We start from the raw sequence: 25286 nt of genomic DNA on the forward strand, positions 1-25286 counted from the left end.
ACCGGGGCGCGATATCACGCCCCGGCGTTTGTCATATAGGCTTTCGGCTGCTCATTTCTGCCAGCTCTTCACCAGTTCATCGTAATTCACGGTGATCGGCTTTTCCTTCTCGTTCTCGATCTTCAGCTGCGGCGCAAGGTTGCCCTTGGAAACCGCATCCTTGTTCCAGTATTCGAGATCGTGCTCTTCGGCGAGCTTGGGCCCCATCTCACCCTGAACGCCTGCACGTTCGAGGCGCTGCAGCACCTTTTCCTGCTCGGCGCAAAGCGAGTCCATTGCCGCCTGCGCAGTCTTGGCGCCGGAGGAGGCATCACCGATCGCCTGCCACCAGAGCTGCGCAAGCTTCGGATAGTCCGGGATGTTCGTGCCGGTCGGCGACCACTGGACACGGGCCGGCGAGCGATAGAACTCGATCAGGCCGCCGAGTTTTGGCGCACGATCCGTGAAGGACTGATGGTTGATCGAGCTTTCGCGGATCAGCGTCAGGCCGACATGACTCTTCTTCACATCCACGGTCTTCGATACGACGAACTGCGCATAGAGCCATGCGGCCTTGGCGCGGTCGTCCGGTGTCGACTTCAGCAGCGTCCAGGAGCCGACGTCCTGATAACCGAGCTTCATGCCTTCCTTCCAGTAGACGCCATGGGGAGACGGGGCGAAGCGCCATTTCGGCGTTCCGTCGTCATTGACCACCGGCAGGCCCTTTTTCACGAAGTCGGCGGTGAATGCCGTGTAGGTGAACATCTGTTGCGCGACTTCACCCTGCCCCGGAACCGGGCCGGATTCGGAGAAGGTCATGCCGTTGGCGGCAGCTGGCGCGTAAGCCTTCATCCAGTCCAGATATTTCTGGATGGAATAGACTGCGGCCGGGCCGTTGGTATCACCACCGCGGGCAACGCAGGAGCCGACCGGTTGTGATTTCTCGTTGACCTTGATACCCCATTCATCGACCGGAAGACCATTCGGCAGGCCCTTGTCGCCGTTGCCGGCCATGGAAAGCCATGCATCGGTGAAGCGCCAGCCAAGCGATGGGTCCTTTTTGCCATAGTCCATATGGCCATAAACCTTCTTCCCATTCACCTCGCGGCCAGTGAAGAATTCGGCAATGTCTTCATAAGCAGACCAATTGACCGGCACGCCGAGATCGTAGCCATACTTGGCCTTGAAATCGGCCTTGTTCTTTTCGTCGCTGAACCAGTCGTAACGGAACCAGTAGAGGTTGGCGAACTGCTGGTCGGGCAACTGGTAGAGATCGCCGTCCGGTGCGGTGGTAAATTTCAGACCAATGAAATCCTGAAGGTCGAGGCCCGGATTGGTCACGTCCTTGCCTTCATTCGCCATCCACTTGGTCAGCGAACGGGCCTGCTGGTAACGCCAATGGGTGCCGATCAGGTCCGAGTCGTTGACATAGGCGTCATAGACATTTTCGCCCGACTGCATCTGCGTCTGCAGTTTTTCGACCACATCGCCTTCGCCGATCAGGTCATGGGTGATCTTGATGCCGGTGATGTCACTGAATGCCTTGGCGAGAACCTTGGATTCATATTCATGCGTGGTGATGGTTTCCGAAACCACCTTGATATCCATGCCGGCAAAGGGTTTTGCTGCATCGATAAACCACTGCATTTCCTTTTCCTGCTCGGCGCGGGAAAGCGAAGACTGTTCGCCGATTTCCGCATCGAGGAATTTCGTGGCGGCCGCCATATCGGCATGGGCCGCACCTGTCATTGCCAGCAGCATGACTGCCGTCGTCGTCATAAGATGCCGTCGCATATCTAGTCCTCCCGGTTGATGCGATTGCAGTTCACTTTAGTCCTGGCGGCTGGACCTCCTCCCGCCGCCCTATTGTCTTGGCCCTAAACGAAACGGAATACGCCGATCGCGTAAACCACCGACAAGGCCAGAGCCCACCACAGGCTGGGGCCTCCAAGACCCAGCCATGCGAGATGAATGAAGGCGGAGCCGAGCAGCGAAACGAACAGGCGGTCGCCCCGTGTCGTCTCGAACCGCAGGATGCCGACCCGCGGACCGCCGCCCGGCGAGAAATATTCCCACACACCCATCGCGGCGATGAGCGCGAAAATGGTGATGAAGAAGATCGCCGTCGGCAGTGTCCAGGCCATCCAGGAAAAGCTCATGATCCCTCTCCCTTACTCAAACGCGGCCGAGGGCAAAGCCCTTGGCGATGTAGTTGCGGACGAAATAGATCACGAGCGCGCCCGGAATGATGGTCAGCACGCCGGCAGCCGCCAGCACGCCCCAGTCCATACCGGATGCCGAAACCGTGCGGGTCATGGTCGCCGCGATCGGCTTCGCATCTGTCGTCGTCAGCGTACGGGCGATCAGCAGTTCCACCCACGAGAACATGAAGCAGAAGAAGGCGGCCACACCGATGCCCGACGCAATCAGCGGCATGAAGATCTTCACGAAGAAACGCGGGAAGGAATAACCGTCGATATAGGCGGTCTCGTCGATTTCTTTCGGTATACCCGACATGAAACCTTCGAGGATCCAGACCGCCAGCGGCACGTTGAACAGGCAATGCGCAATGGCGACTGCGATATGGGTGTCGATCAAGCCGAAGGCCGAATAGAGCTGGAAGAAGGGCAGCGCGAAGACCGCAGGTGGCGCCATGCGGTTGGTGAGCAGCCAGAAGAACAGGTGCTTATCGCCGAGAAACCGGTAGCGAGAGAAGGCATAGGCGGCCGGCAGCGCCACCAGAACCGAGATCACCGTGTTCATCACCACATAGATGATCGAGTTGATATAGCCGTTATACCACGCCGGATCAGTGAAGATAACGGTGTAGTTTCGAAGCGTCGGATTTGTCGGCCAGAGCGTCAGCTGGCCTAGGATTTCGCTGTTGGTCTTGAAGCTCATGTTGACGAGCCAGTAGATCGGCAAAAGCAGGAAGATGATGTAGATCACCGGAATGATGAAGCCGAAACGGGAGCCGCTGCTGTTGTTGGTCATGGCGCTTCCCCCTCACTTCTGCTCTGCATCGCTCTGCGTCATCACGGTGTAGAATACCCATGACAGCAGAAGGATGATCAGGAAGTAGATGATTGACATGGCCGCCGCCGGCCCGAGATCGAACTGGCCGATCGCCATCTTGACGAGATCGATCGACAGGAATGTCGTCGAATTGCCCGGCCCACCCCCGGTGACGACGAATGGCTCGGTATAGATCATGAAACTATCCATGAAGCGCAGCAGAACGGCGATCAGCAGCACCCGCTTCATCTTCGGCAGCTGGATGTAGCGGAAGACCGACCAGCGCGAGGCGCCGTCGATACGGGCCGCCTGATAATAGGCATCGGGGATCGAGACGAGGCCGGCATAGCAGAGGAGCACGACGAGGCTCGTCCAGTGCCAGACATCCATGACGATGACGGTTGCCCAGGCATGCGCCGGGTTCTGGGTGTAATTGTAGGAAATACCGAGCGAATTGAGAAAATATCCCAAAAGCCCGATATCGACGCGGCCGAACACCTGCCAGATCGTGCCGACAACGTTCCATGGAATGAGCAGCGGTAGCGCCATCAGCACGAGGCAGACCGGCACCCCCAAGCCATGTTTCGGCATGTTGAGCGCGATCAGGATGCCGAGCGGCACTTCGATCGCAAGGATGACGGCCGAGAAGATCAGGTTGCGCCAGAGCGCATCCCAAAAACGGGGGGATGTCAAGATCTCGACAAACCAGTCGGTACCAGCCCAGAAGAACTGATTGTTTCCGAACGTATCCTGAACCGAATAGTTCACCACGGTCATCAACGGAATGACCGCCGAAAAGGCGACCAGTAACAGCACCGGCAACACGAGAAACCAGGCCTTGTTGTTCCATGTCTTTTCCATGGCTCAGCCCTCCTGGCGTCCGGTTTCGTTCATGGCACGCCAGCTATCGGAAAAGATGCCGATAGCCTGCTTTTCGAATGTCACCCTGGGATCGGCAGGAATTTCGTCATCCTCCGGCACAACGATCGAGATCGGCTGACCGCAAAAAGAGGCGCGGACGATCTTTTGGCGACCGATATCCTCAACCTTGTTGATGGTGACCGGCATGCCTTCGCGGCCGAGTTTTATGAATTCCGGGCGGATGCCGAGTTCGATGCGGCCCTGGCCCTTCAGCGCCGGCACAGCGGAAAGGGCGATACTCTGGTCGCCCACGCGTGCCGTTGCCCCGTCGATTGCGGCCGGCATGATGTTCATGCCCGGCGAGCCGATGAAATAGCCGACGAAGGTGTGGCTCGGTCGCTCGAACAGTTCCGCCGGCGTGCCGATCTGAACGATCTGGCCGTCATGCATGACGATGACCTTGTCGGCAAAAGTCAGCGCTTCCGTCTGGTCGTGGGTGACATAGACCATGGTGAAGCGCGATTGCCTATGCAGGCGCTTCAGCTGCGAGCGAAGCACCCACTTCATATGCGGGTCGATCACCGTCAGCGGCTCGTCGAAGAGGATGGCGTTGACATTGGCCCGCACCAATCCGCGGCCGAGCGAGATTTTCTGTTTCTGGTCGGCCGTCAGCCTTTGCGCCCGGCGCTTGGCCATGCCGGCAAGATCGGTCATTTCGAGGATTTCGTTGACGCGCTTTTTGACTTCCGCCTCCGGCACCTTGCGGTTGCGCAGAGGGAAGGCGAGATTATCGAACACGGTCATCGTGTCGTAGACGACCGGAAACTGGAAGACCTGCGCGATATTGCGCTCCTCGGTCGAGAGCTGCGTCACGTCCTTGCCATCGAACAGGATGCGACCGTCGGATGGCGTCAGCAGGCCCGAGATGATATTGAGAAGCGTCGTCTTTCCGCAGCCGGAAGGCCCCAGCAGCGCGTAGGCGCCGCCATCCTCCCATTCATGATGGACTTCCTTCAGCGCGTAATCACCGGCGGCCTTCGCCTTTTCGCTATAGGCGTGGCGGATATGTTCGAGCGTGATGCGTGCCATCTCGTCCTCCTCACGCTGCCAGCGGCGCGGCGATGAGCGCCTTGCCGGTCGATTGATCGAAGGCCATCAGGTGGCGGCTGTCGAGATGCACCTCGATCTGCCGGTCCTGCTCGATGTCGTGGATGCCATGCGCCAGCATAACCCAGCGGCGGCCGGCAAAATCGAGATGGATGAAGCTTTCAGAGCCTGCTATTTCCGAGACCAGCGTGCGCGCCTTCAGCAGTGTAGTATGGCCGTTTGCGGCATGCAGGAACAGGTGATGCGGCTGGAAGGCTAGCATTACCGGGCCATCAGCTATTGAGGCCAGATGTGCCGGAACAGGAATTACCGGCTCACCCTCGATGAGGAAAACATTGCCGGAACGCGTCAGAGCAATCGTGTTCAGCGGTGGATCGGCAAAGATTTCAGCGGTAACGAGATCGGCAGGCCGACGATAGACGTCCACTGTCCTGCCGAACTGCGTCACGGCTCCCTCATGCAAAGTCGCGGTATTGCCGCCGAGCAGCAGTGCTTCCGAAGGTTCCGTCGTGGCATAGACGAAGATCGCGCCGGAAGCGGCAAAGATTTTTGGCAGTTCCTCGCGCAATTCCTCGCGCAGTTTGTAATCGAGGTTTGCCAGCGGTTCATCCAGCAGGACAAGATTGGCATTTTTGACGATCGCCCGCGCAAGCGCCGTGCGCTGTTGCTGGCCGCCGGAGAGATTGAGCGGCGTGCGATCAAGGTAAGGCGTAAGCTTCAGTAGATCGGCAGCCTTCTTCACCTCACGGTCGATTGTGGCCGCGTCCTTGCCGGCGATACGCATCGGCGAGGCGATGTTTTCATAAACGGAAAGCGCCGGATAGTTGATGAACTGCTGGTACACCATCGCGACATTGCGCTTCTGCACCGGCAGGCCGGTGACGTCGGCGCCGTCGAAATGCACCGTGCCCTCGGTCGGCTTGTCGAGCCCCGCCATCAGCCGCATCAGCGATGTCTTGCCGGCAAGCGTCGGCCCGAGCAGGACGTTCAGCGTTCCCCGCTTTAATGTCAGGTCGGTCGGGCGAATGTGATATTCGCCCGCCACCGTCTTCGACACATTGCGCAATTCCAGCATATATACCTCGGGCCTCCCAACCCTCTGGCAACAGGCAGTTATCTCCCAGGCCTCACGCGGCCCGGCGAACGCCCGCCATGTATTCCTCCAGTCCCTGGGCTTCCTCTGCCGTCAGGAACAATCCCTGCTTGGTACGGCGCCACAGCACGTCTTCAGCCGTGCGCGCCCATTCCTTTTCGATAGACCAGCGAACTTCCGCTTCGTAAAGCGTGCCGCCAAAATGCCGGCCAAGCCCCTCGATGGATCTGGCCTCTCCCAATATCGCTTTGGCATCGGTGCCGTAGCACTTGATGAGCCGCGACGCTTGTCGCTGACTGATGAACGGATAGGCCGCCATCAATTTTCGCTCTTCTTCTATAGCCCCCGCGACTGGAAAATCCCCACCAGGAAGATGGCTCCTGGCCGTCCAGGGGACGCCCTTTTCGCCGATCGTCTCGCCGATCTTTTCCAGCGCGTGTTCGGAAAGGCGCCGATAGGTTGTCAGCTTGCCGCCGAAGACGTTGAGCAGTGGCGCGCCATCTGCCTCGTCTACCTTCAGCACATAATCGCGGGTCGCTTCCTGCGCCTTCGACGCGCCATCATCATAAAGCGGGCGAACGGCCGAATAGGTCCAGACGATGTCGTCCGAGGTTACAGGTTCCGAAAAATACTCGCTCGCTGCACTGCAGAGATAGTCTATTTCTTCCGGGCTGATCCTGACATCTTTCGGATCGCCTGGAAAATCACGATCGGTGGTGCCGATCAGGGTATAATCGGTCTCGTAGGGAATGGCGAAGAAGATGCGATTGTCCGGGTTCTGGAAGAAATAGGCTCTTCTGTCTTCGAACTTCTTGCGCACGATGATGTGGCTGCCCTGTACGAGCCGGACATTGTGGACATTGTTGCGACCAACCGCGTTCGACAGAACTTGATCCACCCACGGACCACCGGCATTGACCAGCATCCGAGCCTTGTGGCTGAAGGTTTCGTCTGACGCTTCGTCGCGAACCTCGATCTTCCATAAACCGTCTTCGCGCCGGGCCGAAACGACCTTTGCGCGACTCATGATCATCGCGCCCTTCGATGCGGCATCGCGGGCGTTCAGCACCACCATGCGGGCATCATCCACCCAGCCGTCCGAATATTCGAAAGCCTTGCCGAAGACCGGCTTCAGAGGCTTGCCGGCTGGATCGGTCTTCAAATTTAAAGTCTTCGTCGCCGGCAGAAGTTTTCGACCACCGAGATTGTCGTAGAGAAAAAGACCGAGCCGGATCAGCCAGGCCGGACGCACGCCACCCTTCTGGTAGGGCAGCACGAAACGGAGCGGCCAGATGACGTGCGGTGCCATGGCCCACAGCACTTCTCGCTCCATCAATGCTTCACGTACCAAACGGAATTCGTAATGCTCGAGATAGCGCAAGCCGCCATGGATCAGCTTGGTGGCACCGGAAGATGTGCCGGAGGCGAAATCGTTCATTTCGGCAAGCGCGACTGAATAACCACGGCCCGCAGCATCGCGCGCGATGCCGCATCCGTTGATGCCGCCGCCAATCACGAAGAGATCGAAAACCGTATCGCCTGACATCGCCCACTCACTTTCGCATTGCACAAAATCACGCAGTTGCGAAACCGATATCAGTCTAAAATGAAAGAAAAACGAATGTCAAATGAAGATTGACGAAAAACAAAAATGAGGCTGGATTAACCTGTTTCTATCAGTCGAACTTCGCTTTCAGCGCAGATTTTCCGAATCTCGGGCGATGGACAACAGTCGGTAATGAATGTGTGCACCTGCGAGATATGGCCCATGCGAACGGGCGCGGTTCGTTCGAACTTTGTGGCGTCGGACACGAGAATGACATGCCGCGCATTGGCAATGATCGCCTGCGCTACCTTTACCTCGCGAAAGTCGAAATCGAGCAGCGCCCCATCTGCGTCGATGGCCGAGACACCGATCACGGCATAATCCACCTTGAACTGGCGGATGAAATCGACAGCCGCCTCGCCCACGACACCACCATCCGAACCCCGTACGACACCACCGGCAATAATGACCTCGATCGAGGGAAACACGCGCAACCGGTTGGCTACATTGATATTATTGGTAATAACCATCAATTCGCGATGATCAACAAGCGCATCGCCGACGGCCTCCGTCGTGGTGCCGATATTGATGAAAAGTGAAGAATTATCAGGGATGATCTCGGCAGCAGCCCTGCCGATCGCTTGTTTCTCGACTGCAGCCATCGAGCGACGTGCCTCGTATTTGACATTCTCGTTGCCACTCGGAAATACCGCCCCGCCATGGATGCGATTCAGCGCTTTGCCATCGCAGAGATCATTCAGGTCTTTCCGGATCGTCTGCGGGGTGACCTGGAAATGCGCCGCCAGATCCTCCACCAGCACCTTACCTTGCTCCTTGGCGAGCGCGAGAATCTCTTCCTGCCGGCTGGTCAGATGCATGGCGTTTCCACAATCCCCTCGATTTTCGTTTTGCCATCACATTAGGACAAAACGAAACCGCGAACAATACACGCGGGAAGGTATGACTGACGGTACCAGTTTGCTATTCCGGTGATGCCATGAGCTGCGGGCTATCCTCTTTGACCGTTTGCATCACCACGTTTGTGGATGTGTTTGCCACGAAGGGAAGGGTTGAGATTTTCTCACCCAGCACGATCCTATATCGCCTGATATCTCTGGTGCGGACCTTCAGGAGATAGTCGAAGCGACCGGCGATCATGTGGCAGCCTTCGATCTCTCTGATCTTGCGAGCTGCATCGTTGAAGCTCTTCAATGCCTCCTCCCGTGTGTCGCTGAGTTTGACTTCAACGAAGGCAATGTGATCGAGACCGAGTTTTTGCGAACTGAGGATCGCTCTGAACCCTTCGATATAACCTTCTTCGATCAATCGACGCAGGCGCAATTGGCAGGGTGTTTTGGAAAGACCGATGCGGCTGGCAAGTTCTGTGATCGACAGGCGTCCATCTGCTGAAAGCTCCTGCATGATCTTCTTGTCGAACTGGTCTAATTCGCTAGCCATGACGCCATATTCCAACTTTTTGCCGCTATTTGCCCGTGTATTTAGTCCAAACAAATAGATTAAGCTCGAAAACTGGGCAACGTGAAAATTCGGGCTATGTTATCTTCCGCGACTTGTTGAACTCCTACGACAACCGGGAACCGCCATGACGAACCCTCGCTCCTTCGACAAGAATACCGACGCATTCCCGGCATTTGAAAATTTTGCGCCCGCTCTACGTGAGCAGAGCGAATTGCGCCGCGCCATCACCGCGGCCTACCGTAAGCCGGAGGGCGAAAGCGTTGCTGCGCTTATGGTGGAGGCAACGTTGCCGGAAGACGCCCGTCGCGAAATACGCAAGACGGCAAGCCAGCTGATCAAGGCACTCCGCGCAAAGCACAAGGGTACCGGCGTGGAGGGCCTGGTGCATGAATATTCGCTGTCGAGCCAAGAGGGCGTGGCCCTCATGTGCTTGGCAGAAGCACTGCTTCGTATTCCCGACACGGCAACCCGCGATGCGCTGATCCGCGACAAGATTTCAGATGGCGATTGGAAGTCCCATGTCGGCGGTGGCCGTTCGCTTTTCGTTAATGCCGCCACCTGGGGCCTCGTCGTCACCGGCAAGCTTACCAACACGGTCGATGGTCGCAGCCTTTCCGCCGCTCTCACTCGCCTTATCGCTCGCTGTGGCGAACCGGTCATCCGCCGTGGCGTGGATATGGCAATGCGCATGATGGGCGAGCAATTCGTCACCGGTGAAACGATTGACGAGGCTTTGAAGCGTGCAAAGCCGCTGGAAGAGCGCGGTTTCCGCTACTCCTATGACATGCTGGGCGAGGCCGCGACGACCGCGGCAGATGCCGAGCGCTACTACAAGGATTACGAAACGGCGATCAACGCCATCGGCCAGGCTTCTGCCGGTCGCGGCATCTATGACGGCCCCGGCATTTCCATCAAGCTGTCGGCGCTGCACCCGCGCTACGTCCGCGCCCAAGCCGACCGCGTCATGGGCGAGTTGCTGCCGAAGGTAAAGGCTCTCGCAGCGTTGGCGAAAAAATACGATATCGGCCTCAATATCGATGCTGAGGAGGCTGACCGTCTCGAACTGTCGCTCGATCTTCTGCAGAGCCTTTGCGAAGATCCTGATCTCGCCGGCTGGGAGGGCATGGGCTTCGTCGTGCAGGCCTATGGCAAGCGTTGCCCGGCCGTGCTCGACTTCATCATCGATCTCGCCCGCCGCAACAGCCGTCGCATCATGGTTCGTCTCGTCAAGGGCGCCTATTGGGATGCGGAAATCAAACGTGCTCAGGTGGACGGGCTGGAGGATTTTCCAGTCTTCACGCGTAAGGTCCATACCGATGTTTCCTACATTGCCTGTGCCCGCAAACTGCTGGCGGCGACCGACGCTGTATTCCCGCAATTTGCGACCCATAATGCGCAGACTTTGGCGACGATCTATCATATCGCCGGGCCGGAATTCAAAAGCGGCAAATACGAATTCCAGTGCCTGCATGGAATGGGGGAGCCGCTCTATGACGAGGTTGTCGGCACAAGCAAACTTGGCCGCCCCGCACGTGTCTACGCTCCCGTCGGCACCCATGAAACATTGCTTGCCTACCTGGTTCGACGCCTCTTGGAAAACGGCGCTAACTCCTCCTTCGTCAACCGCATCGGCGACAAGAACGTTTCGGTAGATGAACTGGTGATCGACCCAGTCGATGTGGTTCGCGGCATGGCTGAGATCGGCGCCCGTCACGATCAGATCGCTCTCCCCCGCGATCTTTATGGTGCTCGACTAAACTCCACCGGGCTGGATCTCTCAAACGAAACGACGCTTGCGGAACTCTCCACATCGCTGAAAAACTCGTCCACCCGTGAATGGACTTCCGCTTCAAGTTTGGAAAATGCCGGAGCCAGCCGTCCGGTGCTCAACCCTGGCGACCGGCGTGATGTTGTCGGCACGGTCACCGAGATCACGGAAGCCGGCGCCGGCAAGGCCATGACAATCGCCACGAGTGCAGCCGCGGGCTGGGCCGCCACGGCTCCCACAGACCGTGCTGCCTGCCTGGAGCGCGCAGCCGATATCATGCAGGCTCAAATGCCGGATCTGCTCGGCCTCATCATGCGCGAAGCCGGCAAGTCCATGCCGAACGCGATTGCCGAAGTACGCGAGGCAATCGATTTCCTGCGTTATTACGCCGAACAGGCACGCCGCACTCTCGGTCCCGGACATCTTCCGCTCGGCCCGGTCGTCTGCATCAGCCCATGGAACTTTCCGCTGGCGATCTTCACCGGCCAGATTGCCGCGGCGCTGGTCGCCGGCAATCCGGTTCTGGCGAAGCCAGCAGAAGAAACCCCACTCATCGCAGCGCAAGGCATCCGAATTCTACACGAGGCCGGCATCCCCGCCGATGCGCTTCAGTTGCTTCCGGGTGATGGCCGCATCGGTGCCGCCTTGGTCGCCGCACCGCAGACCTGCGGCGTCATGTTCACCGGCTCGACGGAAGTCGCGCGTCTCATCCAGGCCGAACTTGCCGGCCGTCTGCTGCCGAACGGCAAGCCCATCCCGCTGATCGCCGAAACCGGTGGCCAGAATGCGATGATCGTCGATTCCTCGGCGCTTGCGGAGCAGGTCGTTTTCGATGTCATAGCATCCGCCTTCGACAGCGCCGGCCAGCGTTGCTCGGCACTGCGTGTTCTCTGCCTGCAGGAAGAAGTCGCCGATCGTATCCTTTCCATGCTCAAGGGTGCACTGAAGGAGCTTTCGATCGGTCGTACCGACACGCTCAACATAGATATCGGCCCGGTGATCACTGAAGAAGCCAAGGGCAATATCGAAAGACATATCGACGCCATGCGCGCCCTTGGCCGCAAGGTTGAGCAGCTACCGCTTGGCCCTGAAACAAAAAACGGTACGTTCGTTGCACCGACCATCATCGAGATCGGCTCACTGAAGGATCTGAAGCGCGAAGTCTTCGGTCCGGTCCTTCATGTCGTGCGCTACAAGCGCGATGATCTGGAACGGTTGATCGAGGATATCAATGGCACCGGCTACGGCCTCACCTTCGGTCTGCATACTCGGCTCGACGAGACGATCGCCCAGATAACCGGCCTTATCCGGGCTGGCAATATCTACGTAAACCGCAACGTCATCGGCGCCGTGGTTGGCGTGCAGCCTTTCGGAGGCCGCGGACTTTCGGGTACAGGCCCCAAGGCAGGCGGTCCGCTTTATCTCGGTCGGCTGGTCGACAAGGCTCCGGTCCCGCCACGTCACAGCTCGGTCCATACCGATCCCGCACTCACGGATTTCGCCCGCTGGCTCGGCCAGCGCGGACGCAACAAGCTGGCGCAGGACGCTCGCGAGACGGGTGCGGTTTCCGCCCTCGGTCTGCATACCGATCTCACCGGCCCGGTCGGGGAGCGCAATGTCTATGCGATTCATCCGCGTGGCCGCGTCCTGCTTGTCCCACAGACGGAAATCGGCCTCTATCGCCAACTCACCGCAGCGCTTGCTACGGGGAACGAGGTCGCAATCGATGCTGCTTCAGGCCTCAAGGCTTCACTCGGCGATCTGCCGGCAAACGTCGCTGCGCGGATCACCTGGAGCGAGGATTGGGCCAAGGATGCCCCCTTTGCCGGTGCACTGATCGAGGGCGAAGGCGAGCGTCTCGTCGAAATCACGAAGAGGATCGCCGCGCTGCCAGGGCCACTCGTTCTCGTTCAAGCCTCACCCTCGGCAGAACTTGCGATGGATTCTGAGGCCTACTGCCTGAACTGGCTGCTTGAGGAAATCTCCACGTCAATCAACACGACCGCTGCAGGCGGCAACGCCAGCCTTATGGCGATCGGCTGATAGGTCATCTGGAAAGTCAACGCACCCGGTGTGAAAACCGGGTGTGACCTCACCAAATATATTCGACATCCGGCGTGGTCTTCGTTTCAAGATATTCCGTCAGCCGCTCCACGATCTGCCCGCAGGACAACGCAAGATGTTCACGGAGGCGCTCGCCCGCATCCGTACTCCTGCCGTCCAGTATAAGGGTGATGATCTCGTTGTGATCATGCATGAAGGTTTCGATCGTCGGGTTGTCGGATAAGGTGACCTGCAGATATTTTCCGCAGATATAGGTCGGTGCGGTGCGGGAAAGCGCCTCGATGATTTCCGGATTGGGACAATATCCGAGGCAGCGCTGATGAAGATCGTTTTCCAGCCTATCAAGATCGACGATATCCAGAGCAGGCGAGACGGCAATCGCTTCGCCAAGACGACCTCGCATGTCTTCAAGTTCGCTGCGCGGTATCAGCGATGCTGCGGCCTCCAGCGCGATCGGCTCCAGGATTCGCCGCAGGTCATAGAGATTTCGGCAACGTTCGACATCAAGGCCGACGATCTGCCAGTGTCCGCCGTTTCCCCGCGCAACGATCCCGAGCTTGTTGGCCCGGAAGATGAGATCGCGCGCCACCGTCCGGCCGATGCCGAAATGCCGGGCAAGCGCCAGTTCGTTTACACGCAGATGCCCGGACATCGAGTGCAGGATCAGTTCGCGCTCGATCCTGAAATACAGTTCGTCAAGAGCGCTCTGGTTTGCATCGATCTCGCCGTCGCCCAGCGTCAGATGATCAGCAGTCAGCGTAAAACGGAAAGGTTCGCTATCGTTTCCAACTACGAACCCCTGCCCGTCATGAGGGCGCACGCTGCCCTGCGCCTCCAGGATTTCGAAAGCCTGTTTCACCGGAGAGCGGCTCGACCCGAAGATCTTGGCGACTTCTGCTATCTTGATGATCGCGCCGGTAACGATCCGCTCGTCACGGATTGCCCCATCGAGATGTTCGGCTATGCGCCGATAGGCCGGCTGTCGCTCCAAGTTCCTCTCCGTTACAGGCTGCCGTCAGGTAATCGCGCCGAGCTGCCAGGGCACGAATTCATTATTGCCGTAGTCATAGATCTCGCTCAGCGTCCGCTGCCCCGATGCCACCGCGATCAGCGTCTCGAATATTCGCTCACCGGCGTCCTCGATGCTTTCGCGCCCATTGACGATATCGCCGCAATTGACGTCCATGTCCTCACTCATGTGTTCGAACATTTCTGTATTGGTTGCAACCTTGATCGTCGGCACCGGCTTGAAACCGGAAACGGAACCACGGCCGGTGGTGAAGATCAGCATATTGCAGCCACCGGCGATCTGGCCGGTCACCGCGACCGGATCGTAACCGGGTGTATCCATGAAGACGAAGCCGGTTTCGTCAATGATCTCCGCATATTCGTAGACCGCCTGCATCGGCATCGAGCCGCCCTTGGCAACCGCGCCCAGCGACTTTTCCAGGATCGTCGTCAGGCCGCCGGCCTTGTTGCCGTGCGACGGGTTATTGTTGAGTTCTGCACCGTGGCGCGAGGTATAGTCGCCCCACCATTCGATCCGGTCCATCAGCTTCTGCGCAACTTCAGGCTTTACCGCGCGCATGGTCAGCAGATGTTCGGCACCGTAGATTTCCGGTGTCTCGCTCAGGACAGCCGTGCCGCCGTGCTTGACCAGAAGATCGGAAGCATGGCCGAGAGCGGGATTGGCGGAAATACCGGAATAACCATCCGAGCCGCCGCATTGCAGCGCGAGCTTCAGCTTGGAAAGCGGCTGGGTCGTCCGCTCCAGCCCTTTCAGCGCGTCGAGCATTTCGACGATGATCGCAGATGCGACCTCGACCGTCTTGCGGGTGCCGCCAAGCTGCTGGATCGTCATGGTCCTGAGGAACTGGCTTTCCTCCAGACCATATTTCTCCTGGATCAGCGAGATCTGGTTCACCTCGCAACCAAGCCCGATCATCAGGATGCCGGCAAAATTCGGGTTGCGCGCATAACCGCTCAGCGTGCGGACCAGATATTCGTATCCCTCGGTTCCAGTGCCGATCGCGCAGCCCTGTCCATGCGTCAGCGCGACAACGCCGTCGATATTGTCGTAACCCTTCAGGCCGCCGCCGCGGTTGAAATGATCGGCAATCGCATGGGACACGGTGGCGGAACAGTTCACCGACGAAATGATGCCGATATAGTTGCGGGTACCGACCTGGCCGTCCGGCCGCAGATACCCCTCGAAGGTACGTCGCTCGGCCTCAGGTACGAAATCGATCACCGGCACATGTGACGAGAAATGGTGCGTCACGTCGCTATCCTGCATGGCGATATTCTGCAGATGCACGTGGTCTCCGGGCGCGATATCGCAGCTGGCGATGCCGATCGTCTGGCCGTATTTCGTCGCCGCCTCGCCCTTGGCAATAGCACGGATCGCGATCTTGTGACCCCGCGGGATGACCGCCGTTGCAACGATTCCGCTGACGCCTGACGCCTCGCCTATCGCGATTTCGCGCCGTGCTACGGCAACATTATCCAGTGAATTCAACAGAATGGCGGCCGGAATGTTCGAGCCGGCCTGGACATCAATTTTCATCTCATCCTCCTAAAGAAAGAAATTGACTTTGTCGACAAAAGTCATTTCACTGACGCCATCGAACTGTCAAGGAAAATAATCGGAGCAGATTTTCCGGTTTCGTGCCGTCGAGGAGGGCGACACGAAACACGCTGCAGCCGACCTGATGGTGAGGAGGAGGAATAGCTTGGACTATGTGTTCGATTTCAGCTTTCTCGAAAGCTTTCGATCCGAGATCATCAATGGCGTACGCCTGACCATCCTGTTGACGGTGGTCTCGATCCTGCCGGGTTTTGCGCTCGGCACGGCCTGCGCTGTCGGCCGGCTTTACGGCCCGCGCTGGCTGCAGACGGCTGTCACCATCTATATCGAGGCGATCCGCAATACGCCGCTGATCATCCAGGTCTTCTGGCTGTTCTTCGGCCTGACGGTGCTGGGCGCCCGGATCGGACCGTTCAATGCCGCGGTCATCGCGCTGGTCATCAATACCGGCGCATATTCGGCGGAAATCATGCGCGCCGGTTTTCAGGCAATCCCCAAGGGGCAGCTGGAAGCAGCGAACTGTCTTGCCATGACGCGACGCCAGATCTTCTGGAACATCCAGCTGCCGCAGGCTGCCGAACTGGTCTATCCGGCTCTGGTCAGCCAGTTCATCCTGATGATGCTGGCAACCTCGATCATGTCGCAGATCTCGGTCGAAGAACTGACCGGCGTCGGTTATCAGGTCCAGTCGATCACCTTCCGCGGTTTCGACGTCTATCTGGTGATCGCGGTGCTCTATCTCGCGCTCGCCACCATGCTGAGGCTCTGTCTTCACGGCGCAGCACAACTCGCCTTCACCCGCCTGCGCAAGTTGAGGACGCCGCTATGAGCCACTGTCCCGCTTCAATTTCCGCCTGTCCGAAAGGAGATCGCCCATGCTCGGTGTGAGCCTCGATCAATACGGCTTTCTGGTTCAGGGCGCCTTCTGGACCGTCGTCCTCTCGCTCATGGGTTTTGTCGGCGGCACGATCGTTGGCCTGCCGGTGGCGCTTGCCCGGATTTCGCGCGGCTGGTTTCTCTGTCGTGCCTCGAGTGCGTATGTGCAGTTCGTAAAGGGCATACCGCTGCCGGTCATTATGTTCGTCGTCTATTTCGGCGTCAGTATCTACGGTTTCGACGTCAATGCGCTGGTTGCAGCCGCAATCGCCATGACACTCTATTCCAGCGCCTATCTTGGCGAAATCTGGAAAGGCTGCATTCAGGCGGTGCCGAAGACCCAATGGGAAGCCGGCGAATGCCTGGCGCTCACCAACCTGCAGCGTTTCATCTACATCATTCTGCCGCAGGCATTGCGGATCGCCGTTCCGCCGACGGTCGGCTTCCTGGTGCAGATCGTCAAAAACACCTCCTATTCGGTGGTGATCGGCTTCTTCGATCTCACTTACTCGGCCAAGATTTTGAACAACGCCACGTTCAAACCCTTCATCATCTTCACCGCCGCGGCGCTGATCTATTTCGCCATATGCTTCCCGCTGTCGCGCTACGCCCGCCGGTTCGAACTGCGCCTTCACAGGAGAAACGCATGACCGTCATTTCCATGAACTCCGCCCACACCCCGGTCGCGCCGCAAGACGGTGCCCAGCCGATGGTCTCGTTTCGCGACGTGCACAAAAGTTTCGGCGCGCTGGAAGTGCTGAAGGGCATCGACCTTGATGTCATGCCGGGCCAGGTCGCGGCACTGATCGGCCGAAGCGGATCGGGCAAGAGCACGGCTTTGCGCTGTATCAATGGGCTGGAGAAGATCAATGGCGGTGAACTGACCGTCTGTGGCCGCAATCTGCGTGCCCGCGATTTCGAACTGCGGGAACTGCGCAAGGAGGTCGGCATCGTTTTCCAGAGCTACAATTTATTCCCGCATCTGACCGTCGAGCAGAACGTCACGCTCGCACCGAAAAAGGTCAACGGTCTCGACGCTGCCGAGAGCCGCGCCTTGGCCGCCGAAGTGCTGGAACAGGTCGGGTTGTCGGACAAGGCTCTGAGCTATCCCGAACAACTCTCCGGCGGCCAGCAGCAGCGTGTCGCAATTGCCCGCTCGCTCGCCATGCGCCCGAAGCTGATGCTGTTCGACGAGGTCACCTCCGCACTTGATCCAGAGTTGACGGGCGAAGTTCTGCGCGTCATCGGCAAGCTCGCGGCCGGCGGCATGACGATGGTGCTTGTCACCCACGAAATGGCGTTTGCCCGGCAGGTCGCCGATCTCGTCGTCTACATGCATCAGGGCCGTGTCTGGGAGGCCGGCAAGGGTGCGATGCTCGACGATCCGCAAACCGTCGAACTCAGGCAGTTCGTCGGCAGCGGGCTGTGACGGACCGGCATTGATTTTGCCGCCGTCATGGGACGGCGGATGGAGGAGGAGAAAGCATGAATATCAAACTGTCTCGCCGCGTCCTGTCCTGCGGCCTTGCCATGACCGTTCTGCTCGGCGGAGCTGGAGGAGCATTCGCCAACGCGCTCGAAACCATCAAGCAGCGCGGTCGCATCCAGATCGCCGTCGATGTCGGCCATCCGCCCTACGGCATGCTGGACGACAAGGCCCAGCAGACCGGTCTCGACATCGATACGGCAAAGCTGCTGGCAAAGGACCTCGGCGTCACGCTTGAAGTGGTGCCGGTCTCGGGAGCAAACCGCGTGCCGTTCCTGATCTCCAACAAGGTCGACCTCGTCATCGCCTCCTTCTCGATTACCGAGGAACGCAAGAAGGTCATCTCCTTCTCCAAACCCTATGGCGTCATCCCGGTGGTGATCCTTGGCCCCAAGGCAGAAGACCTGAAGGATGCTTCCGGTTTGGACGGCAAGAGCGTCGCGGTCGCACGCGGCACGACGGCCGATATCGAACTGACCAAGGCGGCCAAGGAAAAGGGCGTGACGGCCAATATCGTCCGTTACGAGGACGAGGCCACGACAAACACCGCGGTTGGCACCGGCCAGCAGGACTATATGTCTGCAGCGCTTTCCACCGCCCAGGCTGTGGCCGACCAAAATCCCGGCCGCAATCTCGCCATCAAGGTCGAGCTGGCCGCCTATCCAATGGCCGTCGGCATGCGCCAGAAGGAACCTGAGCTCGAAGCCTGGGTCAACGAATGGATCACCGCCAATCTGAAGAATGGTGAGTTGAACAAGGTCTACCAACATTACTTCAAGCAGTCGCTGCCGGAAGAAATGCTCAACCAGTAAGTCTGATAGGCTGCTGATCATCTAAGGCGGGCCGTAACGCGGCCTGCTCCCAATCCCCCACATCTCAGGAGAGACTATGAAACTGGTTCGATATGGCGAGCCGGGCGCGGAGCGCCCTGGCATATTGGATGGCGAAGGCCGCATTCGCGACGTGAGCAGCCTTGTTGCCGACTTCGCCGGCGAGGCACTGTCACCCGCAAGTCTCGGGCGTATCCGCAACGCCGATCTCGCCGCCTTGCCCTTAGCGGAAACGGGGGTACGTCTCGGTCCTTGCGTCAGCAAACCCGGCCATTTCATTGCGATAGGTCTGAATTACGTCGACCATGCCCACGAATCCAACATGCCTATCCCCACCGAACCGGTCGTATTCAGCAAAGCGCCGTCATCCATTTCAGGCCCGACCGACGATGTTGTCATGCCGGAGGGATCGGAAAAGTCGGATTGGGAGGTCGAGATCGCAATGGTGATCGGCACCGCCGCTTTCAACGTTTCCGAGGCCGATGCGCTCGACCATGTGGCTGGCTTCTGCATCTGCAACGACGTGTCCGAACGGTCCTACCAGATCGAACGCGGCGGCCAGTGGATCAAGGGCAAGAGCCTGCCGACCTATGGTCCTATCGGCCCCTGGCTCGTAACCCGTGACGAAATTGCCGACGTCCAGAACCTCGGTCTCTGGCTCGATGTCAACGGCGAGCGCCGACAGACCGGTTCGACAAGCTCGATGATCTTCTCGCTTGCCCATATCATCTCCTACCTGTCGCGTTTCATGCGGCTGGAACCTGGTGATATCATCACGACAGGCACACCGCCCGGTGTTGGTATGGGCATGAAGCCGCCGACCTATCTCAAACGAGGCGATGTGATGACGCTTGGGATCGACGGTTTGGGAGATCAGCGCCAAACTGTCAGGTAGCCCATACAGGCATCGAGCCAAGCACCGCGAATTGCATCCGTAGATGCGATTCCGATTTTGCCCGCGTCTATTGCAGAGGCGGGCATTCACAAATTCCGCGCAATGACCAGCCGCTGAATGTCGCTCGTGCCTTCATAGATCTGGCAAATGCGCGCGTCCCGATAGATACGCTCCACCGGATAATCGCTCATATAACCATAACCACCATGGATCTGGATCGCGTCAGAGCAGACGCGTTCGACGATTTCCGATGCAAAGAGCTTCGCCATCGAAGCCTCCGAAAGACAGGGCATCTCGGCCTCCCGCAATGCAGCCGCATGCCAGACGAGTTGTCGGGCCGCTTCAATCTGCGTTGCCATGTCGGCCAGCCGAAAGGCAACGGCCTGATGATCGAAGATCGGCTTTTCGAAAGCCTTTCTCTCGCGGGCGTAATCGCGTGCCGCCTCGAACGCCGCCTGCGCCATGCCGACCGATTGCGCCGCAATACCGATCCTGCCCCCTTCCAGATTGGCCAACGCGATCCGATACCCTTCTCCTTCTTCGCCTAGCCTCGAGTCCACTGGAATGCGCATCTCGTTGAATGCGATCTGGCAGGTGTCGGACGCATGCAGCCCCAGCTTTTCCTCGACGCGGATCACCTCATAACCGGGCGTATCGGTCGGAACGATGAAGGCCGTTATGCCCTTCTTGCCCGCATCGGGATCAGTGACGGCAAAGACGATGATCATCTGGCCGTTCTTTCCCGAGGTGATGAACTGTTTTGCGCCGTCGATCACGTAATGATCGCCATCGCGCCGGGCGCGCGTCTTGAGGTTCGAGGCGTCGGAACCCGCTTGCGGTTCGGTCAGCGCAAAACCGCCGATCCACTCGCCGGACGCAAGACGCGGCAAAAGGCGCTCCTTCTGTTCCTCCGTCCCGAATTTGAGGATCGGCACGCAGCCGACCGAACTGTGGACACTCATGATCGTCGAGCAAGATCCGTCGCCGGCAGCGATTTCCTCCACCGCCGTAGCATAGGCGAGCACGCCGGTATCGGAACCGCCATAGGCATCCGGCACCAGCATGCCGAGCAGCCCGAGCATGCCCATTTCCTGCAACTCTTCACTCGGGAAAAGGTGTTCCCTGTCCCGTTTTGCAGCACCCGGCGCCAGGCGCTCGCGGGCAAAACTCCGGGCCATTTCGCGGATCTGCTGCTGGGTTTCCGAAAGGATCATCGGTCTTCCTCCCGTCAGGATCGTTCGATGGCAATGGCCGTCGCTTCGCCACCGCCGATGCAAAGCGCCGCCATGCCGCGTTTCAGGTCATAACGCACCAGCGCCGCAATCAGCGTCACCAGAATACGCGCGCCGGACGCGCCGATCGGATGGCCGAGCGCACAGCCACCGCCATGCACATTGACCTTGTCATGCGGCAGGTCGAGATCCCGCATCGCCGCCATCGCGACGACCGCAAAGGCCTCGTTGATCTCGAACAGGTCGACATCGGAAAGCGACAGGCCCGTCCGGTCGGAGAGCTTTTGCAAGGCACCGATCGGTGCCGTGGCAAAGAGCGCCGGCTCCTGCGAATGCGTGGCATGGCCGATGATCGTCGCGAGCGGCGCAAGCCCCCGGCGTTCCGCTTCCGAGCGCCGCATCAGCACCAGTGCCGCCGCGCCATCCGAGATCGAGCTGGAATTGGCAGCCGTCACCGTACCACCCTCACGAAAGGCGGGTTTCAGGGTCGGGATCTTGTCGGGTTTGGCCTTGCCGGGCTGCTCGTCCCGATAAGCCACCTGCTCGCTTCTGCCGGATTTGACCGTGACCGGAACGATCTCTCTGTCGAACCAACCTTCCTCGATCGCCTTCTGCGCCCGCTTGAGTGAAGTGACGGCATATCGATCCTGCGCCTCACGGGTGAACTGATAGGCCTCGGCACAGTCCTCGGCAAACGTTCCCATCAGCCGACCCTTGTCATAGGCGTCCTCAAGCCCATCGAGAAACATGTGGTCGAGGACGCGGCCATGCCCCAGCCTGTAACCGCCCCGCGCCCGATCCAGCAGATAAGGCGCGTTGGTCATGCTCTCCATGCCGCCGGCAACAGCGATTGCGGCACTTCCAGCGGCAATCAGGTCATGGCTCATCATCACAGCCTTCATGCCCGAGCCGCACATCTTGTTGACCGTCGTCGCACCCGCGGCGAAAGGAAGCCCGGCATGGATCGCCGCCTGCCTTGCCGGCGCCTGCCCCTGTCCGGCCGGAAGCACGCAGCCGAAGACGACTTCGTCAACCCCATCCGCTTGCACGCCGCTTCTCTCAAGAGCGGCGCGAATGGATACCGCACCGAGATCTGCTGCGGTCACGTCCTTCAATTCGCCCTGAAAGCCGCCGATCGGCGTGCGGGCCGAACCAACGATGACGACGGGATCCTGCAATTGCATCTTGCCTCCTCTGTGCGCCAATCAGCGCGCTCCCATCCGGATTGCGCCGTCGAGGCGAATGACTTCGCCGTTCAGCATGGTGTTTTCCAGGATTTGGCGAACCAGCGCCGCAAACTCGGATGGCCTCCCGAGCCGTGGAGGAAATGGCACACTGCTACCGAGCGCATGGCGCACTTCCTCAGGCATGGCCGCCATCATCGGCGTTTCGAAAACGCCGGGCGCTATGGTCATGACACGAATGCCGTAACGCGCCAGTTCACGGGCGATCGGCAGCGTCATCGCCGCAATACCGCCCTTGGAGGCCGCGTAGGCCGCCTGCCCGACCTGCCCGTCGAAGGCCGCGATCGAGGCCGTATTGACGATCACGCCACGCTCACCCTCGGCATCGGGTTCGCTATCCCTTATCGCATTGGCCGCAAGCCTGAGCAGGTTGAAGGAGCCGACCAGATTAACATTGATCGTCCGGGCAAAATTTTCGAGTTCATGCGGCCCGTCGCGTCCGATCACCTTCTGCGCCGGTGCAATGCCGGCGCAATTGACCAGCCCGCGCAGATTTCCGAAGGTTTCGAGCGCCGCGGCCACTGCCGCTTCCCCATCTCCGGCGCTGGTGACGTCGGTGTGGACGAAGGACACGCTCCCTGCAAATTCCTGCGCGATCGCCTCCCCCTTATCTCGATCGAGGTCGGCGATCATCACGCGTCCACCAGCCTCAGCCAGCATGCGTACCGTCGCGGCGCCAAGGCCGGAACAGCCGCCGGAGACGATGAAACCGGCATCGCGGATCAGCATTTATCATTCCTCCCTTGCCGACAGGCTCCTCAACCCGCATGGCAGATCGCACTTTATAAGCTTTCACTGTTGCAAGCGATGACGGAAGTGATCCATAATTTCGGCCAGTTTTGCCATTTGGGCTGAAGTGATGGTCGAGACCGAAAGACATATGATCGCCCCGAGCTTTGTCGAGGAAGCCCTCGACAGCCTGAGGCGCAGCGGGCGTCCGACCGAACCGTTGCTTCGCGATCTCGGTCTGCCGCCTGTCGTCACCGAGCCGGTTTCGGCACAGACATTCGGGCAATTGTGGCTGGCAATTGCCGCCGAACTGGACGACGAATGTTTCGGTCTCGGCGCCCGGCCGATGCAGCGCGGCAGCTTTACCCTTCTCTGCCATTGCGTGCTGCATGCCCCGACGCTGGAGCGGGCATTGCGGCGGGCGCTGCGCTTTCTCAACCTCGTTCTCGGTGAGCCAACGGGCCGGCTTGTCGTTCATGACGGGATTGCGGAGGTGCAGTTGAGCGACGAGGGAGAACCTCGATCCGCCTTTGCCTATCGCAGCTACTGGATCGTCCTGCATGGACTTATCTGCTGGCTGGTCGGGCGGCGCATCCCGATCCGACTCGTCGATTTCCGCTGCGCCGAGCCGGAACGGAGCGCCGATCACCGGCTCTTCTTCGGCGCACCCATCCGTTTTTCGCAATCGGTCAGCCGGCTGGGGTTTGACGCGGCCATGCTCGACTTGCCGATCTCGCGCAACGAGCAGCAACTGCGGCAGTTCCTGCGCGGCGCACCTGCAAATATCCTGTTGCGCTATCGCTATGACGCCGGAACGGCTGCGGCGGTCAGGCGTCGCCTCACCCAGAGGGAACCTGCCGACTGGACAAGCTTTGCGACACTCGCCAACGACATGCGCATGTCGTCTTCGACGCTTCGCCATCGCCTGCATGACGAAGGCCAGAGCTACGCCGGCATCAAGGACGAGATCCGCCGCGACCTCGCTTGCGGAATGCTGACCAATACGGCCGAGACCGTCAGCGAGATCGCCACCCGTCTCGGCTATTCGGAACCGAGCGCCTTTTACCGGGCATTCAGGAAATGGATGGGGCAAAGCCCAGAAGCTTTTCGAAAAAGCTAGACGAGCCTGTAGCCGGCTCATCTGTGGCAAAACTGTCCGAAAATTCACAGCAGTTCTGTCATGGCTTGCCATTGGCGCTGCGAATACCATTCTTTTCTAATCGACACGCTTTTGAGGAGAAGCAGGTCGATCGGGAGGAAATATGGTTGATACAGGTCATCTGAGCCTGCACGTTCCGGAGCCTGCAGTGCGTCCGGGCGGGCAGCCCGATTTTTCCAATGTGAAGATCGCAAGGGCTGGTGCCGTACCGCGCCCGGGCGTGGATGCGGCAGCCGAAGACATTCGCGATCTCGCCTATTCGATCATCCGCGTGCTGAACCGGGATGGCGAGGCAGTCGGCCCCTGGGCCGGACTTTTGTCCGATGACGACCTGAGAATCGGCCTGCGCCACATGATGACGCTCCGGGCTTTCGATGCCCGCATGCTGATGGCGCAGCGGCAGGGCAAGACCTCCTTCTACATGCAGCATCTGGGTGAAGAAGCCGTCAGCTGTGCCTTTCGCAAGGCGTTGAACAAGGGCGACATGAATTTCCCCACCTACCGGCAGGCAGGCCTTCTCATCGCCGACGACTATCCGATGGTCGAGATGATGAACCAGATCTATTCGAACGAAAGCGACCCGCTACGCGGCCGGCAGCTGCCGATCATGTATTCGTCGAAAGACCATGGTTTCTTCACGATTTCCGGCAATCTCGCCACCCAATATGTGCAGGCCGTCGGATGGGCCATGGCGTCAGCGATCAAGAACGACAGCCGCATTGCCGCCGCCTGGATCGGTGATGGTTCAACGGCGGAATCGGATTTTCATTCGGCGCTGGTCTTCGCCTCGACCTACCGCGCGCCGGTCATCCTCAACGTCGTCAACAACCAGTGGGCCATCTCGACATTCCAGGGCATCGCCCGCGGCGGTTCCGGCACCTTTGCCGCCCGCGGCCTCGGTTTCGGCATTCCCGCGCTGAGGGTCGATGGCAATGATTATCTCGCCGTGCATGCCGTAGCCTGCTGGGCGGCAGAGCGGGCAAGGCGCAATCTCGGGCCCACGCTGATCGAATACGTCACCTACCGGGTCGGCGCGCATTCCACCTCCGATGACCCGAGCGCCTATCGGCCGAAGACGGAATCCGAAGCGTGGCCGCTTGGAGATCCGGTCTTGCGGTTGAAGAAACACCTGATCCTGCGCGGCCTCTGGTCGGAAGAACGGCATGTGCAGGCGGAAGCCGAAATTACGGACGAGGTGATCGCCGCCCAGCGCAAGGCCGAGGAACACGGAACGATGCATGCCGGCGGCAGGCCCTCCGTGCGCGATATTTTCGAAGGCGTCTATGCCGAGATGCCGCCGCATCTGCGCCGCCAGCGGCAGAAGGCGGGATACTGA

At 59.4% G+C, this 25286-nt stretch carries 22 protein-coding genes; 8 read left to right on the top strand and 14 right to left on the bottom strand.

Going from position 1 to position 25286, the window contains the following annotated elements:
* Positions 1-51: 51 nt before the first annotated feature.
* The 9 genes from GGE33_RS16045 to GGE33_RS16085 form a co-directional block, all read right to left on the bottom strand.
* Positions 52-1773: an ABC transporter substrate-binding protein gene (locus tag GGE33_RS16045; protein ID WP_183824930.1), complete on the bottom strand. Its 1722-nt coding sequence runs from the start codon at positions 1771-1773 to the stop codon at positions 52-54.
* A gap of 83 nt (positions 1774-1856) precedes the next feature.
* A complete protein-coding gene (locus GGE33_RS16050; RefSeq protein ID WP_183685360.1) occupies positions 1857-2138 on the bottom strand; it encodes a DUF2160 domain-containing protein in 282 nt (93 codons plus the stop codon).
* A 16-nt stretch (positions 2139-2154) separates the two neighbouring features.
* Positions 2155-2973 (bottom strand): carbohydrate ABC transporter permease, encoded by an 819-nt coding sequence (locus GGE33_RS16055; protein WP_183824932.1) that lies wholly within the window; start codon positions 2971-2973, stop codon positions 2155-2157.
* A gap of 12 nt (positions 2974-2985) precedes the next feature.
* Positions 2986-3855: a carbohydrate ABC transporter permease gene (locus tag GGE33_RS16060; RefSeq protein ID WP_183824934.1), complete on the bottom strand. Its 870-nt coding sequence runs from the start codon at positions 3853-3855 to the stop codon at positions 2986-2988.
* 3 nt (positions 3856-3858) lie between these two features.
* Positions 3859-4944, bottom strand: a complete 1086-nt coding sequence (locus GGE33_RS16065; RefSeq protein ID WP_183824936.1) for an ABC transporter ATP-binding protein — start codon at positions 4942-4944, stop codon at positions 3859-3861.
* A gap of 10 nt (positions 4945-4954) precedes the next feature.
* A complete protein-coding gene (locus GGE33_RS16070) occupies positions 4955-6037 on the bottom strand; it encodes an ABC transporter ATP-binding protein (RefSeq protein WP_183824938.1) in 1083 nt (360 codons plus the stop codon).
* Between the two features lie 52 nt (positions 6038-6089).
* Positions 6090-7601, bottom strand: coding sequence for a glycerol-3-phosphate dehydrogenase (glpD, locus tag GGE33_RS16075; protein ID WP_183824940.1), 1512 nt, complete (start codon positions 7599-7601; stop codon positions 6090-6092).
* 116 nt (positions 7602-7717) lie between these two features.
* Positions 7718-8479: a DeoR/GlpR family DNA-binding transcription regulator gene (locus GGE33_RS16080; RefSeq protein WP_148144664.1), complete on the bottom strand. Its 762-nt coding sequence runs from the start codon at positions 8477-8479 to the stop codon at positions 7718-7720.
* A gap of 103 nt (positions 8480-8582) precedes the next feature.
* Positions 8583-9059, bottom strand: coding sequence for an Lrp/AsnC family transcriptional regulator (locus GGE33_RS16085; protein ID WP_148144759.1), 477 nt, complete (start codon positions 9057-9059; stop codon positions 8583-8585).
* A gap of 145 nt (positions 9060-9204) precedes the next feature.
* Here GGE33_RS16085 and putA point away from each other — a divergent pair, with 145 nt between their 5' ends.
* The gene (gene putA, locus GGE33_RS16090) at positions 9205-12891 is read left to right on the top strand and encodes a trifunctional transcriptional regulator/proline dehydrogenase/L-glutamate gamma-semialdehyde dehydrogenase (RefSeq protein ID WP_183824942.1); all 3687 of its coding nucleotides are present in this window, start codon (positions 9205-9207) and stop codon (positions 12889-12891) included.
* 49 nt (positions 12892-12940) lie between these two features.
* On the opposite strand, the gene GGE33_RS16095 is transcribed toward putA, so the two are convergent.
* Positions 12941-13903 (bottom strand): GntR family transcriptional regulator, encoded by a 963-nt coding sequence (locus tag GGE33_RS16095; protein ID WP_183824945.1) that lies wholly within the window; start codon positions 13901-13903, stop codon positions 12941-12943.
* Between the two features lie 24 nt (positions 13904-13927).
* The gene (locus GGE33_RS16100) at positions 13928-15478 is read right to left on the bottom strand and encodes a UxaA family hydrolase (RefSeq protein ID WP_183824948.1); all 1551 of its coding nucleotides are present in this window, start codon (positions 15476-15478) and stop codon (positions 13928-13930) included.
* Between the two features lie 175 nt (positions 15479-15653).
* On the opposite strand from GGE33_RS16100, the gene GGE33_RS16105 reads away from it, so the two are divergent.
* The 5 genes from GGE33_RS16105 to GGE33_RS16125 all read left to right on the top strand — a co-directional run bounded on the left by GGE33_RS16105 (position 15654) and on the right by GGE33_RS16125 (position 19586).
* Complete coding sequence (locus GGE33_RS16105; protein ID WP_343062499.1) at positions 15654-16328, top strand: amino acid ABC transporter permease; 675 nt, start codon at positions 15654-15656, stop codon at positions 16326-16328.
* A gap of 46 nt (positions 16329-16374) precedes the next feature.
* On the top strand, positions 16375-17025 hold the full coding sequence (locus GGE33_RS16110) for an amino acid ABC transporter permease (protein WP_183824951.1): 651 nt from the start codon (positions 16375-16377) through the stop codon (positions 17023-17025).
* Positions 17026-17036: 11 nt separating this feature from the next.
* Entirely contained in the window at positions 17037-17804 is a 768-nt protein-coding gene (locus GGE33_RS16115; protein WP_281388810.1) for an amino acid ABC transporter ATP-binding protein, read from the top strand.
* Positions 17805-17860: 56 nt separating this feature from the next.
* Entirely contained in the window at positions 17861-18673 is an 813-nt protein-coding gene (locus tag GGE33_RS16120; RefSeq protein ID WP_183824954.1) for a transporter substrate-binding domain-containing protein, read from the top strand.
* A gap of 76 nt (positions 18674-18749) precedes the next feature.
* Complete coding sequence (locus GGE33_RS16125) at positions 18750-19586, top strand: fumarylacetoacetate hydrolase family protein (protein ID WP_183824957.1); 837 nt, start codon at positions 18750-18752, stop codon at positions 19584-19586.
* 86 nt (positions 19587-19672) lie between these two features.
* On the opposite strand, the gene GGE33_RS16130 is transcribed toward GGE33_RS16125, so the two are convergent.
* From GGE33_RS16130 to GGE33_RS16140, 3 genes are read right to left on the bottom strand one after another with little or no spacing between them, the layout of a single operon-like run.
* A complete protein-coding gene (locus GGE33_RS16130; RefSeq protein WP_183824960.1) occupies positions 19673-20800 on the bottom strand; it encodes an acyl-CoA dehydrogenase family protein in 1128 nt (375 codons plus the stop codon).
* A gap of 14 nt (positions 20801-20814) precedes the next feature.
* Entirely contained in the window at positions 20815-22002 is a 1188-nt protein-coding gene (locus GGE33_RS16135; protein WP_183824964.1) for an acetyl-CoA C-acyltransferase, read from the bottom strand.
* Positions 22003-22023: 21 nt separating this feature from the next.
* Positions 22024-22791, bottom strand: coding sequence for a 3-hydroxyacyl-CoA dehydrogenase (locus GGE33_RS16140; RefSeq protein ID WP_183824966.1), 768 nt, complete (start codon positions 22789-22791; stop codon positions 22024-22026).
* Positions 22792-22921: 130 nt separating this feature from the next.
* Between GGE33_RS16140 and GGE33_RS16145 the strand changes: the two genes are divergently transcribed.
* Complete coding sequence (locus tag GGE33_RS16145; protein WP_183824969.1) at positions 22922-23911, top strand: AraC family transcriptional regulator; 990 nt, start codon at positions 22922-22924, stop codon at positions 23909-23911.
* A gap of 142 nt (positions 23912-24053) precedes the next feature.
* The gene (locus GGE33_RS16150) at positions 24054-25286 is read left to right on the top strand and encodes a 3-methyl-2-oxobutanoate dehydrogenase (2-methylpropanoyl-transferring) subunit alpha (protein ID WP_183824972.1); all 1233 of its coding nucleotides are present in this window, start codon (positions 24054-24056) and stop codon (positions 25284-25286) included.

The organism is Aliirhizobium cellulosilyticum (assembly GCF_014198105.1).
In the GTDB taxonomy this organism is placed as follows: domain Bacteria; phylum Pseudomonadota; class Alphaproteobacteria; order Rhizobiales; family Rhizobiaceae; genus Neorhizobium; species Neorhizobium cellulosilyticum.